The sequence below is a fragment of the Caballeronia sp. M1242 genome, assembly GCF_017220215.1.
GTDB lineage: Bacteria > Pseudomonadota > Gammaproteobacteria > Burkholderiales > Burkholderiaceae > Caballeronia.
This window is the reverse complement of the sequence record NZ_CP071130.1, coordinates 383,140-396,778: the sequence shown is the minus strand read 5'-3', so window position 1 is coordinate 396,778 and position 13,639 is coordinate 383,140. Positions and strand designations below refer to the sequence as shown.

10 protein-coding genes are annotated in these 13,639 nt (G+C 66.7%); 5 read left to right on the top strand and 5 right to left on the bottom strand.

What is annotated here, in order from left to right; all coding sequences use genetic code 11:
* Positions 1 to 93 precede the first annotated feature (93 nt).
* The 4 genes from JYK05_RS15295 to JYK05_RS15280 all read right to left on the bottom strand — a co-directional run bounded on the left by JYK05_RS15295 (position 94) and on the right by JYK05_RS15280 (position 5,123).
* Entirely contained in the window at positions 94 to 1,863 is a 1,770-nt protein-coding gene (locus tag JYK05_RS15295) for a peptidase S1 (RefSeq protein ID WP_241269978.1), read from the bottom strand.
* A gap of 48 nt (positions 1,864 to 1,911) precedes the next feature.
* Positions 1,912 to 3,513 (bottom strand): protease pro-enzyme activation domain-containing protein, encoded by a 1,602-nt coding sequence (locus JYK05_RS15290; RefSeq protein WP_206469278.1) that lies wholly within the window; start codon positions 3,511 to 3,513, stop codon positions 1,912 to 1,914.
* Positions 3,514 to 3,781: 268 nt separating this feature from the next.
* Positions 3,782 to 4,684, bottom strand: coding sequence for a DUF72 domain-containing protein (locus tag JYK05_RS15285; RefSeq protein ID WP_241269977.1), 903 nt, complete (start codon positions 4,682 to 4,684; stop codon positions 3,782 to 3,784).
* A gap of 40 nt (positions 4,685 to 4,724) precedes the next feature.
* A complete protein-coding gene (locus JYK05_RS15280) occupies positions 4,725 to 5,123 on the bottom strand; it encodes a GFA family protein (RefSeq protein WP_206469275.1) in 399 nt (132 codons plus the stop codon).
* 112 nt (positions 5,124 to 5,235) lie between these two features.
* Between JYK05_RS15280 and JYK05_RS15275 the strand changes: the two genes are divergently transcribed.
* Positions 5,236 to 6,546, top strand: a complete 1,311-nt coding sequence (locus JYK05_RS15275) for an inositol monophosphatase (RefSeq protein ID WP_206469273.1) — start codon at positions 5,236 to 5,238, stop codon at positions 6,544 to 6,546.
* On the opposite strand, the gene JYK05_RS15270 is transcribed toward JYK05_RS15275, so the two are convergent.
* Positions 6,527 to 8,569, bottom strand: a complete 2,043-nt coding sequence (locus JYK05_RS15270) for a tetratricopeptide repeat protein (protein WP_241269976.1) — start codon at positions 8,567 to 8,569, stop codon at positions 6,527 to 6,529. The two genes, JYK05_RS15275 and JYK05_RS15270, sit on opposite strands and share 20 nt — an antisense overlap.
* Positions 8,570 to 8,973: 404 nt before the next feature.
* Here JYK05_RS15270 and JYK05_RS15265 point away from each other — a divergent pair, with 404 nt between their 5' ends.
* The 4 genes from JYK05_RS15265 to JYK05_RS15250 all read left to right on the top strand — a co-directional run bounded on the left by JYK05_RS15265 (position 8,974) and on the right by JYK05_RS15250 (position 13,592).
* The gene (locus tag JYK05_RS15265) at positions 8,974 to 9,678 is read left to right on the top strand and encodes a 2Fe-2S iron-sulfur cluster-binding protein (protein WP_206469271.1); all 705 of its coding nucleotides are present in this window, start codon (positions 8,974 to 8,976) and stop codon (positions 9,676 to 9,678) included.
* 9 nt (positions 9,679 to 9,687) lie between these two features.
* A complete protein-coding gene (locus JYK05_RS15260) occupies positions 9,688 to 10,689 on the top strand; it encodes a xanthine dehydrogenase family protein subunit M (RefSeq protein ID WP_206469269.1) in 1,002 nt (333 codons plus the stop codon).
* A complete protein-coding gene (locus JYK05_RS15255; protein WP_206469267.1) occupies positions 10,686 to 12,905 on the top strand; it encodes a xanthine dehydrogenase family protein molybdopterin-binding subunit in 2,220 nt (739 codons plus the stop codon). The genes JYK05_RS15260 and JYK05_RS15255 overlap by 4 nt, the downstream gene beginning before the upstream one ends.
* 99 nt (positions 12,906 to 13,004) lie before the next feature.
* The gene (locus tag JYK05_RS15250) at positions 13,005 to 13,592 is read left to right on the top strand and encodes an NTP transferase domain-containing protein (protein WP_206469265.1); all 588 of its coding nucleotides are present in this window, start codon (positions 13,005 to 13,007) and stop codon (positions 13,590 to 13,592) included.
* Positions 13,593 to 13,639 lie beyond the last annotated feature (47 nt).

The window sequence follows — 13,639 nt, the reverse complement described above, 5'->3', positions numbered from 1 at the left end:
GTCAGAAAGCGCAGGACGCGCCAATCGGACAGCTAACGAGCCTTTGACACGTTCGCGCGTGCCGTTGCGATACCCGAAACGGCACGCGCCGCCTTACTGCGCGTTCTCCGGCGAAAGCGCCTTGCCCGCCTTGTCCGCCGTGACCTTCTGCAGCGCGATGATCCGGCTCATCGCCGCATGGTTCGACGTCGCTTCGCTGTACATCTTCGCGAGATCCGCCTTCAGCTGCGTGCGTGATCCGCCGTCCAGATAGACCATGTGTCCGGACGGATAGAACGTCGCCGAGAGGTTCTGCCGCACGGTCTTGTCGATGAGCGGCATCTGCTGAAGATCGAGGATGGTCTGGTAGAACGGCGTCACGAAGTCGTACATGCCGTTTGCTGCCAGCACCTTCAGATCCACGTTCAGCGCCATCACCGCAGCCAGATCACCCGCCGTGTACAGCACGACGTTGCCCTTCGCGTCGACGCCCTTTTCCTCGCCGGTCGGATCGGTGTGCTTGAAGTCCCAGTTGATGAACGCCTGATCGTTGAGGTCCGTGAACGAAGACGTGGACGTGAACTTCAACTGCTCGTTCAGGTAACTGTTCCACATCGCCGTGTACACGCCGCTCACCGCCGTCATGGTCGGGTCGTTGCCGCCGCTGTTCGGATCGATCTTGCCCGCGATGCCCGTCGATACCGCCGTCACGCGGCCATCGTAAGAGCCGAGCGACTCGCCTTTCGACTTGAGCAGCGTCGTCAGGAACAGCGAGTTGCCGCGGCTGTCGTAAGCGGCGATGTCGAGGCTCCACGCGAGTAGCGTCACCTTGTCGATGCCCGTGTATTCCGCGAGCTTTTCGACCACTTCGTCGTCCGTCTGCGGGAACTTGCGCAGCGCGTTCAGGTAGTCCGTGCGCGCGAATTCGGCCACTTCCTCCGTGAAGTTGAGCAGGTTCGTCGGTGTCGGATGGACGCCGAGCTTCTTGTGATACCACGCATCGGCGGCGGCCGTCGGCAACGCGCCCACCGGATTGCCCGCCTGCCGATAGTCGAGAATCGACGATTGCAGCGTGATGCCGTTCAGATCGACGCCGTCTTCGTGCAGCCGGTACGCGAGCACGCAACTGCGCGCCGTGCCGTACGATTCGCCGAACAGAAACTTCGGCGAATTCCAGCGGTTGTTCTTCGTCAGATAACGCTTGATGAACTGCTTGATCGAATCGGCGTCCTGATCGACGCCCCAGAAGTCGCGGTTCTTGTTCGGCGCGATCGCCGCGGAATAGCCGGTGCCGACCGGGTTGATGAAGATCAGGTCGCTCTTGTCGAGCAGGCTGTCCGGGTTGTCCTCCATCTCGTACGGCGCGGGCGGCGTGAAGCTCGGCATGGCCGTCTTGATGCGGCGCGGCCCGAACGAGCCGAGCAGCACGAACACCGACGACGAGCCCGGCCCGCCGTTATAGAAGAACGTAAGCGGGCGCTCTTCCTCCTTCGCACCGTCCTTCGTGAACGCGACGTAGAACATCTTCGCGTCCGGCTTCGAGCTGCTCGGGTCCACCGTCACCAGATGGCCGACGGTCGCGGTGTACGCGATCTTCTCGCCGCCGATGGTCACCGTGTGATGCGTGATCGCGGCGTTTTCGTCGGCTTCGGTAGCTTCCACCGAATCGTCGGGGCCGTTGCCGTAGGCGACCGGATCGAAATACGGCTGGTCCTTCTTGCCCGCGCTCTTGGCGGGCGCTTTGGCGGGCGCCTTCGCCGCGTGCTCCTGCGCCGCGGGCTCGCTCGCCTCGTCCGGCCGGGGCGCGATGGCGCCCGCATCGGGCGCGACGCCCGTGCCGGTGTGGCCGTGAATCGTCTTCGTTGTCAGTGGATCGGAGTTCATCGTGGTCGCTCCAGAATCGTCGTCGTGGTTGTTGTTCACTGTTGTCCCTCAACTCTTGCTCGACTGCCGTGTCTGACCGCTCGCGGGCGTGAGCGCGGCGGCGATCTTGCCGCCGTTGGGGCTGCCTAAACCCGTGCATGCATCCCATCCCGCCGATGCCGCAAAGCTGCCGTTGTTGCCCTGCGTGATATCGCGAAACGCGGTCTTCGCCTTGTACAGCTTCGGATTGACGAAGCCGCACGGCGCGCCATTGATGGCGTTGATCCGCGCGATCAGCGCGGCCCACAGCGGCGCCACCGCGCTCGTGCCGCCGACGACGGTTTCCTCGCCGTCGATCACGACTTCGTAGCCGGTTTGCGGCGATGCGTCGCCGGCCACGTCGGGCACGCCGCGCTTCGAGAGCGGCGTGTGCTTGCCGCCCGTGTGCGCGACGCTCAGGCCCTTCTGCCACACGGGTAGCGCGAAGACCGCGCTGACGCCGCCGCCGCCCGAGCCGCCCTGATCGCCGTCGTTCCACACCACTTCATGCGTGATGGACTGCGCCGACGCCGCGAGGCTCGTGCCGCCGCAGCCGAGCACATACGGGCTGGACGCCGGGAAATCGACGTGATTCGAGCCGTCGCCCACGCCGTCCGACGATCCGCTGTCGCCCGCGGCCGCGCACACTGTCACGCCGAGCGCGGCGGCGCTTTGCAGCACGTCGTTGAACGCGTTGATGGATTGCGAAGTCCAGTTGGCCTCCGGCCCGCCCCAGCTGATCGACACGACGGACGGCTTGTTCGTGTTGTCGTGGATCGCGCGGTTGACGGCATCGACGAAACCGGCGTCGCTGTTCGGCGCGAAGTACACCGCGATGCGCGCGCCGGGCGCGATGGCTCCCGCGATCTCGATATCGAGCGTCACTTCGCCGTCCGGCCCGTTCGGATTGCCGGTCGGCGCGTTCTTCGCGTTGTCGACGCTCACCGACACGACTTTCGGCGACTTCACGCCGAGCTTCGAGAAGTACGCCGAAAGATCCGTGTCGCGATAGCCGCCGCCGAGTTCGATGATCGCAATGCACTGGCCCGCGCCGTCGCCTTCGGGGAAGTCGTAAAGAGCGGCGAGATCGACGGGCGAAAACGATGCCGGCGTGACGCCGCGCGCCGGCTTGAACGGCGGCCGGAAGCGGAAATGCGGGCGCGCCTGCGGCCGGCTGTCGAGGCCGAGCACGGCGGTGACGGCGTCGTGGATATCGTCCGGCACGTTCACCGGGCCGCTGCGCCCGCGATACTCGCCGATGTTGTGATGCTGGAAGCGTTCGAGCTTCACGTCGAACGCCTTCTGGAACTGCTCGATGCTGCCCTTGAGCACGACGCTGCGCGTGCTCCGCTCGGCGCGCACGACGGTCAGGCCGTTCTCTGCGGCAAACTTCTTGATTTTTTCGACATCGTCCTGGGATGCGCCGAAGCGCTTGTCGAATTCGTCTCGCGTGACGGACTGCGCGGGGGCATCGCCCGAGTCGATGCGCGCCATCATCTGGCGAAAGCCCGCTTCGTCCTTGCGCCGCAGCATGACGATGACTTCGATCTGCTCGCCGAGGTCGCACGCGCCGACGCACTTCGCGCCCTCGGGATGGGTTTTGTCGCTGCCGCTAACCGGTTGCTTCGCCATGGTATCGATGCTCCTCGTAGGCTTTGAAGGTCAAAGGTTCTCGATCCTGCCGCTTGTCGCGCATCCGGCGCGCGTGCTTCGCTCATCGCTTTTTCAACGCTTTTTCTTCCGCGCGAAGCCCGCCGCTTATCGTCTTATTTTCCTGACGCGAATGCAATCGATGCAGTGGGTCGGACCGTTGAGTGAAGAATGCAGTTCCGGCGGGACAATCCGTGTCCCGTTCGATTCGGACACGAAATAGCCCGATGCGGCCGGCTTACAGTTCGCTTCAGCCGCCGCTTTCCGGTTTCACGCCGAGACGTTCCATCAAGCGACGGGCATCGAAAGGCGCTTGCACTTTCTGGTCGTTGTCGAAGTAGCAGTACACGTCGCGCGATGCGCGGCGGCGCGCCGCCGCCGTCGAAATGAGCCGCGCGTCCTCGACCTGCCCGCCCGCCGCCCATCGCTGGATGCGCCGCGTCCAGCCGTCGAGCGCGTCGTCGGAATAGGCGCCGCCGTACAGCGTTTCCGTGCCGTGCAGCCGCAGATACATGAAGTCGGACGTGAGGTCTTCGGCATACGGCCAGTCCGCCACCGAGTCCGATACGACGAGCGCCGCGCCATGCTTGCGCAGGAGCCGCACGAAGGCATCGGTGCAGAAGCTCGGATGGCGGATTTCGATGGCATGGCGCAGCGCCCGCTTGCGCCGCGCCTCGAACCACGGCTCTTTCACGCGCGTGTCGTGCTGCTGGGCGAGCGCGGCGGCGGCTTGCGTGTCCTTCGGCAAGAGTTCGAGAAACCGTTCGAACGATTCGGGCTTGAAACTGAAGTTCGGCGGAAACTGCCACAGGAAAGGCCCGAGTTTCTCGTCGAGCGCGAGCACGCCCGAAGCGAAGAAATTGGCGATGGCGGGAATGGCCGTTTCATCGCGAAAGCGCAGCATGTGGGTCAGATAGCGCGGTCCTTTCACGCTGAAAACGAAGCCGTCCGGCGTGGCTTCATGCCAGGCGCGCCAGCTGGAGAGACTTTGCAGCGAATAATGCGATCCGTTGATCTCGACCGTCTGCACCGCGCGCGACGCGAATTCGAGTTCGCGCGCCTGCGCGAGCTTCTTCGGGTAGAACACGCCGCGCCAGCCGGCATAACGCCAGCCCGAAATGCCGATGCGAATGTGTCCCTCGCGTCCGGGCATGGCGCTCACCTTTCGGGACGCAAGCAGCGGCGGCGCGCGATCATGCCGTCCGTTCCTCGGCGTATTCCGAGCGCGCGCCACTCGGCAGCCACGGCTCGCGGTGCACGCACCAAAGCTCGTAGCTCGGCTCGAAGAGGCCGGTTTCATCGAATGCGCCGAGCGGCAGATCCACCTCCGGGCGGCTCACGAACTCCATATACGCCACCGATCCGCAGACCGGACAGAAATGCCGCCGCCCGTCTTCCGAGCTTTCCCACGTTTTGAGCGCGCCGCTCATCTCCACTCGATCGCGAGGAAAGATCGCGTAGGCGCCGAACGCCGAGCCGTGCACGCGCCGGCAGGTCATGCAGTGACACAGCGCGACGCGCCGCGGCGTGCCCTTCGCGCGAAAGCGAAACGCGCCGCACGCGCAACCGCCTTCGTGAATCTCGCTGTTCATCGCGTTTCTCCACCACCGAGTCGAAGTGTCGAGCGAGAAGCACGTCCTGCGCCCGCTCTCCTGAAGTGGCACGGTTTGTTACGATAGCCGTTCACGATCGGAGACGGCACTCATGAGCACATCGGGCATCATCGACTTACCTCTTCTGAAGCTGCTTCCCGGGCCGGGTTCGGAATTCGGTCCCGCCGCGTCCGACCTCGCCGCGCATGTCCTGTCCCACACCCGTTTCGACCCGGCGGCCAACGCGCCGCTGCCGCGCGAGACCTTCGTCTCCGTCACCGTGGACGAAGCGATGTCGGACGAGTACGTGTTCCCGCTCGGCGATACCGGACAGTCGGTCGTGCTGACGGGCTACCGGATCGCGGCGGGCTTCATCGCCGAGCGCGCCGCGGACGAGTGGCTCGAACTGGCGCACAAGGCGCGCGTCGCGCAAGGATTGCCCGCCACGCCGCAAGCCGACGAACCGCCGCTCGCGCCCGATCCCGCCGAAGCCGATCAGTTGCTCGACCGCGCGCTCGAATGCGCCCAGCGCATCCTCGATCCGGTCGCGAGCCAGCCGGTGGCGTCGCTGTTCGAGGCGCATTACCGTGGCGGACGCGAATTCCTGCGCCTTTCGTGGGAAGGGCTGCCGGAAGATCTCGTGCCGGAATCGCGCCGGCCGCTCGCCGCGCTCGCGTCATCGCTGGAAAGCGGCGAGCGCCGCGAAAAGCGGGACTACGACCCGTACGGCCTGCAAGGCACCGACGACTACGACGTGGACCGCCCGCTCGCGTATCGCGAGAAAATCGGCCCGCTGCTCTTCACGATGACGTATCGCCACGAGTATCCGCAAGTCGACGACGAGCGGCTCGGCACCGCGTTCGCCGTCTTTCACGAAGCGGGCAGCGATATCGTCGCGGCCGCGGTCGAACTGAAGCTCGTGAAGGTGCCGCCGCTCACGAAGAGCGCCGACCTCGTCTACACGCTCGACACCTATTCGGGCGAAATGCTCTCGCTCGCGCTGGCATCGACGGAAGCGCTCGGGCACGAGCGGCTCTGCGAAATCTACAGCACGCACCGCGTGATCTACATCAGCAAGTGGGAAGTGCGTAAGCCGTGGCGTGGCGAAGGGCTCGGGGTCGCGCTGTTGCATCAGGCGCTGGAGCGCCTTCCCGCCGATGTCGAGGGCCGCCCGAACGCGCTGTGCGTCGCGCCCGAGCCGTATCAAACGGACATGCGCCACTTCGAGAAGCTGCCGCCGGTGCTGCGCGAGGAACTGCGGGCGCCCGCGCGGCGGCTGGAAGCGCATCTGACGAGCTGGCTCGAAACGTCGAAGCTGCCGATCGCCACGCATTTCTTCGTGCCGATGGCCAAGCACGCGGGCATCGGATCGGCGGGCGAGAACGCGCGGTGGATTGACCGGATCATGGAGAGCGAGGCGTGACGCCTTCCGGGCGCCGCCATTCGGCGATTGCATCGGCGACGCGCTCGATCACCTCGATCCACTGACCCGGCGCGCGCTGGCGGAAAAGCCGCGCGGTTGGGTACCACGGCGAGTCGGCGCGGTCCTCGAGCCAGCGCCAGCAAGCGTTCGCGTTGAGCAGTATCCACACCGGCTTGCCGAGCGCGCCGGCCAGATGCGCGACCGCCGTATCCACGGAAATCACGAGGTCCAGTGACGCGATGATCGCGGCCGTATCGGCGAAATCGGCGACATCGTTCATCAGATCGAGCGGGCGCAGCGGGCCGGGCAGCGCGGCAAGCTGGGCGCGCGCGGTCGGCCCTTTTTGCAGGCTCACGAACGTCACGCCGGGCGTGCCGAAAAGCGGCTCGCACAGGCGCGCGTCGAGCCAGCGGCGGCTGAGCGCGCCGAACGAGTCCGGCATCCACGGGCGGGGCTCGCCCGACCATGCGATGCCGATCTTCGGCATATCCGGCAAGCGGCGCTTCCAATACTCGATGCGCGATGCGCTCGCGTGCAGATACGGCGTCGCGCGGGGAATCGTGTCCAGCGTCGTGCCGGCGCGCGCGGGCAGGCTCATCAGAAAGCACCAGTAGTCGTGCGGCGGCAGCGCGGCGAGCGCATCGGGGGTTACGCATTGCACGACGCCATCGGCGGATTCGAGCAGCGCCGCGAGCGTCGGCGGGCACACGACCGTCAGCTTTGCCGCGCCTTGCGCCTTAAGCATCGGCAGATAGCGAATGAACTGGATGCTGTCGCCGAAACCCTGCTCTGTGACCACGAGCAGCGATTTGCCCGCGAGTGGTTCGCCGCGCCATCGCGGATACGGAACGTCCGGCGGATGAACCGAACGCTGCGAGAGACGCGCGTCGTAGCGGGCTTCGAAGCAAGCCCATCCTTGCTCGAAGTCTCCCGCGCGCAGGAGCGTCGTCGCGAGATTGAGCCGCGCATCGGCCGATTCGGGATCGACGCGCAGGGCCTCGCGGAACACGGCCTGCGCCTCCGCCGAACGCGCGTTGTCCTCGCGCAGCAGATTGCCGAGATTGATCAACGCGGCGCCAAAGCCCGGCCGAAGCGCCAGCGCGCGGCGATACGACGCTTCGGCTTCCGCCAATCGCTCGCGACGGCCGAGCGCGACATCGCGATAAATCACGTTCGCCAGATTGCAGTGCGCGTCCGCCGAATCCGGCTCGATGGCAAGCACCCGCCGATACGCCGCTTCGGCGTCCTTCAGGCAGCCGAGCGCGTCCAGCACGCCGCCGAGATTGTTCAACGCGGCGGCGAAATCCGGACGCAGCGCGAGGGCGTTCCGGTAGGCGCTGCGGGCATCGCCGAGCGATCCTTGCGCGTTGTGCGCGTTGCCGAGATTGAAATGCGCGTCCGCCCAGTCCGGACGAGCGGCGACGGCCTGCCGAAGGTGCGCCACGGCTTCATCGAACCGGCCGGCGTCTTTCAGCAGATTGCCGAGGTTGTTGTGCGCTTCCGCGTAGCCGGGCCGCGCGGCCAGCGCCTGCCGATACGCCGCCTCCGCTTCGGGCAGGCGGCGCGCGTGCGCGAGTAGCACCGCGAGGTTCAGATGCGCTTCCGCGAACTCCGGTTTCAGGCGCAGCGCCTCTCGGAAGGACGCTTCGGCTTCGTCGTTATGGCCGAGTTTCTGCGACACGTTCGCGAGGTTGTAATGCGCTTCGACGAAATCCGGCCGCAGTTCGATCGCCCGGCGATAGAGCGCCTGCGCGTCGCTCAGGCGGCCGCGCGCCGTCAGCGCGCTCGCGAAGTTGCTGTACGAACCCGCGTCGTTCGGGTGCTCCTCCATCGCACGTTGCCAATAAGCATCGGCGAGTTCATGACGATCGGCACGGAACGCGCACATCGCCGCGAGGTTCAGCACTTCGCTCGTCGCGGGACAGCGCGCAAGCATCGACGCGAGCAGCGCGAGCGCGTCGTCGAAGCGGGCGTTCGAATAGTGGGAAAAGGCGGCGTGATAGCGATCGGCGTCGGCTGTCATGGACGAATTCGGAGCGGACTTCACGCGATTGTGCGACGTGCGCAGCCGAGAAAACGTCACAAAGTGCGGCCTCGTTCCTGACAAATACCGAAACGATGGCAAGCGCGAGGCGAACGCGGATTTACTCGCCGATGCAGGATTTACGCGCGGCGCTCGGACCAATCCACGACAGAACGCCCGCGCGACAAGCCGTGGCACCCGACTTGCATAACCATGCGGTCGCGAATTGCCGAACGTTCGGTCGCCTTACAGTCGACTGCGCATCGGCTCGCAGACACCTTGCGCCGCGCGGACCCGGGCACCGGCGCTCATCGGCCGAAAGTCGCGTCGGCCGCGAGCGATCAGCCTACGAAGACCCGAGCCGGACGACGCCCTTCCGAACGAGCGAGGAGCCTTCTTTCGCCATGTCTCCAGTCAATAAAGCTTCACCTCCCGTCGACGACGCGGTGCAAAAGCCGTCGCGCAGGCGTTTTCTTCAATCGGCCGCGGCGGCAGCGGCCGTGACCGCGACGCCGCTTGCGCACGCGCAGCAAGCCGGCTCGCAGCAAGCGGACGCGCAGGCAACCACGCCGATGCCGCCATCCGCCGCGCCGGTCATGCCGGTCAAGCTGACCATCAACGGTCATCCGTACGAATTGCAAGTCGAAGCGCGCACCACGCTGCTCGACGCGTTGCGTGAATACGCGGGCCTCACCGGCACGAAGAAAGGCTGCGACCGCGGACAGTGCGGCGCGTGCACGGTCATCGTCGGCGGCAGGCGGATCAATTCGTGTCTCACGCTCGCCGTCATGCACGAGGGCGAAAGCGTGACGACCGTCGAAGGCCTTGCGCCCGCCGCCGACAGCCTGAGTCCGCTGCAACAGGCGTTCATCGAAAAAGACGCCTTCCAGTGCGGCTACTGCACGCCGGGTCAGTTGTGTTCGGCGACGGCGCTGATCGACGAATACCGCAATGGCGACGCGAGCGCCGCCACCGCCGACGTGCGCTTTCGCCCGCCGCAACTCTCGGACGACGAAATCCGCGAGCGCATGAGCGGCAACATCTGCCGCTGCGGCGCGTACCCGAACATCGTCGCGGCGGTGAAGACCGTCGCTTCGACGCGCAGTTAAGGAGACGACATGGACGCGATCTCCTATCAGCGCGCCGCCGACATCGGCTCGGCGGTGAAGGCGGGCGGCCAGCCGGGTACGGTGTTCATCGGCGGCGGCACGAACCTGCTCGATCTCATGAAAAACGGCGTCGCGCGCCCGGCGCGGCTCGTCGATATCACGCATATCGACGGCCTCGGCGGCGTGACGCCGTTGCCGGACGGCGGCCTGCGCATCGGCGCGCTCGTGCGCAACAGCGACGCCGCCAATCACACGTGGGTGCGCGAGCGGTATCCGCTGCTGTCGCAGGCGCTGCTCGCGGGCGCGTCGGCGCAACTGCGCAACATGGCGACCGTCGGCGGCAATCTGATGCAGCGCACGCGCTGCTATTACTTCTACGACACCGGCTTTCCCCAGTGCAACAAGCGCGCGCCGGGCAGCGGATGCGCCGCGCTCGACGGCAACACGCGCATTCACGCGATTCTCGGCGCGAGCAATCAGTGCATCGCGACGAATCCGTCGGACATGAGCGTGGCGCTCGCCGCGCTCGATGCCGCCGTGCGCGTGACCGGCCCGAACGGCGAGCGAGTCATTCCGTTCGCGGAGTTTCATCGGCTGCCGGGCGACCGGCCCGACCTCGATACGACGCTGACACCGGGCGAGCTGATCACCGCCGTCGATCTGCCGCCGCCGCTCTTCGCCGACCACTCGAAGTATCTGAAGATCCGCGATCGGGCGAGCTACGCGTTTGCGCTCGTCTCGGTGGCGGCCGCGTTGCAGATGGACGGCAACACGGTCAGGACCGCGCGCATCGCGCTCGGCGGCGTCGCGCACAAGCCGTGGCGCGCGAGCGAGACCGAGGCGGCGCTCGTCGGCAAGACGCTCGAGGCCGCCACGCTGCAAAGCGCCGCCGCGCTTGCGGTGCAGGGCGCGCAACCGCGACGCGACAACGCGTTCAAGGTGACGCTCGCGCAGCGGGCGATCGTACGCGCCGTTCAACAAGCAGGAAACGTCGCAGGAGGTGTCGCATGAGTGTCATCGGTCAACCGATGGATCGCACGGACGGCGTGCTGAAGGTCACGGGTCAGGCGCGCTACAGCGGCGACAACAGCGAGGCCAAGCTCGCGCACGCGGTGCTCATCACGAGCACGGTGGCGAAAGGCCGCATTGCGTCGATCGACGCGAGCCGCGCGCAGTCCATGCCCGGCGTGCTCTTCGTGATGACGTACCGCAACGCGATGCGCCTGCCGCACAGCGGCAAGCCCGACGCGCAGCCGCCCGCAATTCGCGGCCTGTCGCTTCTGCAAACCAACGACGTGCGCTACAGCAACGAGCCGGTGGCCGTCGTCGTCGCGGATACGCTCGAACATGCGCAGGGCGCGGCGCGTTTCGTCGATATTCGCTATGACGCCGCCACGCCGAACGCCGATTTCGACCGCGCGAGGCCCACGGCGTATCAGCCGCAAAAGATGATGGGCCGCGCGATCACGACGCAGCGCGGCGACGTGGACGCCGGCCTGCGTCAGGGTCCGACGCGGCTGAACACGGTCTACACGACGCCTATCGAGCATCACAATCCGATGGAGCCGCACGCGACGCTCGCGCGCTGGGACGGCCCGAAGCTCACGCTCTACGACACGACGCAAGGCGTCTCCGGCGCGCGCAGTTCGGTGGCGAAGTTCTTCGGCATTCCGGAGGACGACGTGCGCGTGATCTGCCCGTTCGTCGGCGGCGGCTTCGGCTGCAAGGGCTCGGTGTGGTCGCATGTCGTGCTGGCGGCAATGGCCGCGAAGCAGACGGGGCGGCCGGTCAAGCTCGTGCTCGATCGCACGCAGATGTTCGGCATGGTCGGCAACCGGCCGTTCACCGAGCAGCGCATCGCGGTCAGCGCGCGCGAGGACGGCACGATGACCGGCATGCGCCACGACGTCATTTCGACGACATCGACATTCGAGGACTGGACCGAAAGCTCGGCGATCGTCACGCGCATGTCGTACGCGGTGCCGAATCTTTCCACGTCGCACAAGCTCGTGAAGCTGGATGTCGGCACGCCGACCTTCATGCGCGCGCCGGGCGAAATGAGCGGGTCGTTCGCGCTGGAAACGGCGATGGACGAAATGGCGTACCAGCTCGCGATGGACCCGCTCGCGCTGCGCATCAAGAACTACGCGAACATGGAGCCGCAGGAAAAGAAGCCGTGGTCCAGCAAGGCGCTGATGGAGTGCTATCAGGAAGGCGCGCAGAAGTTCGGCTGGTCGAAGCGCCGCGCCGCGCCGCGGTCGATGCGCGAAGGCAATACGCTCATCGGCTGGGGCGTGGCGACGGCGACGTATCCGGCCAATCGCAGCGAATCGTCCGCGATCGCGCGCATTCTGCCCGACGGCACCGCGATGGTCGCCGCCGGCACGCAGGATCTCGGCACCGGCACGTACACGGTGATGACGCAAGTGGCGGCGGACGCGCTCGGCTTTCCGCCCGCCTACGTCAATTTCGCGCTCGGCGATTCGTCGCTGCCGAAGGCGCCCGGCTCGGGCGGCTCGCAGTCGGTCGCGAGCGTGTCGCCGGCGGTGCAGGCGGCCTCCAGACAGGCGCGCGATCAGCTCATCGCGATGGCGCTTGCCGACCGCGGCTCGCCCGTCGCGGGACTGTCGCGCGACGACGTGACCGTGGCCAACGGCTGGGTCGTGAGCCGCTCGAACCCGGACAAGCGCGATCCGGCGGCGGCCGTGATCGCGCGCAACGGCGGCAAGCCGATCGAAGCCATCGCGACGACGAAGCCCGGCGACGAGAAGAAGGAGTACGCGTTCCACTCGTTCGGCGCGGTGTTCGCGGAAGTGCACGTCGATGCGGAGTTGGGCACGATTCGCGTGCCGCGCATCGTCGGCGTGTACGACGTCGGCAATCTGCTCAACGAAAAGACTGCGCATAGCCAGTTGATGGGCGGCATCGTGTGGGGCGTCGGCTCGGCGCTGATGGAAAAGAGCGATCTCGATCCGCGCTATGGCCGCTACACCAACGCCAATCTCGCGGAGTACCACGTGCCGGTGAACGCGGATATCGGACAGATCGACATCGCGTTCGTCGGCAAGCCCGATCCGTTCATCAATCCGCTGGGCGTGCGGGGAATCGGCGAGATCGGCATCACGGGCGTAGCCGGGGCGATCGGCAATGCGGTGTATCACGCGACCGGCGTGCGCGTGCGGGATCTGCCGATCACGCTCGACAAAGTGATGCCACGCACCGCCTGAACGGCGCATCACGGCGGGGTCAGGCGCGGCATTTCTTCGCGCTTGCCCCGCCTCTCGTCGCACTGCACAATCGGCTTTCCTTGTCCTTCGAGCCGCGCGATGACCTACTCGTCCACTGCGACCGGCATCCTGCTGGCGGCGGGCCTCGGCACCCGCTTCGATCCTTCCGGCCTGCAAAACAAGCTCCTCGCGACGTTGCCCGGCGGCACGCCGGTCGTGTTCCAGTCCGCGCGGCGGCTGCTTTCCGTTGCGTCCGAGGTGATCGCGGTCGTGCGGCCGGGCGCCGAGAAGCTCGCGGACGTGCTGAACGAAGCCGGCTGCGACGTGATCTTCAGCGCGGACGCCGCGCGCGGCATGGGCGCGACGCTCGCCGCCGCCGTGCGCGCGACGTCCGAAGCGGAAGGATGGATCGTCGCGCTCGGCGACATGCCGTGGATCGAGCCCGCGACGATCGAAGCCGTCGCGCGGCCGCTGGATGCGGGCGCGGCGCTCGTCGCGCCGATGTATCGCGGGCAGCGCGGGCATCCGGTCGGCTTCGGCCTGGCGCACCGCGCGACGCTCGCCGCCTTGGACGGCGACGCCGGAGCGCGGGCCATTTTCGCGACAGCGGCGCCGCTTCTGGTGGAAGTCGACGATCCGAACGTGTTGCGCGACGTCGATCAGCCGGGCGATTTGCCGCAAGGCTAACTGCACGCGGTCCGCAGCGTCAAAAGGGCACGACCATCTTAAAAAGG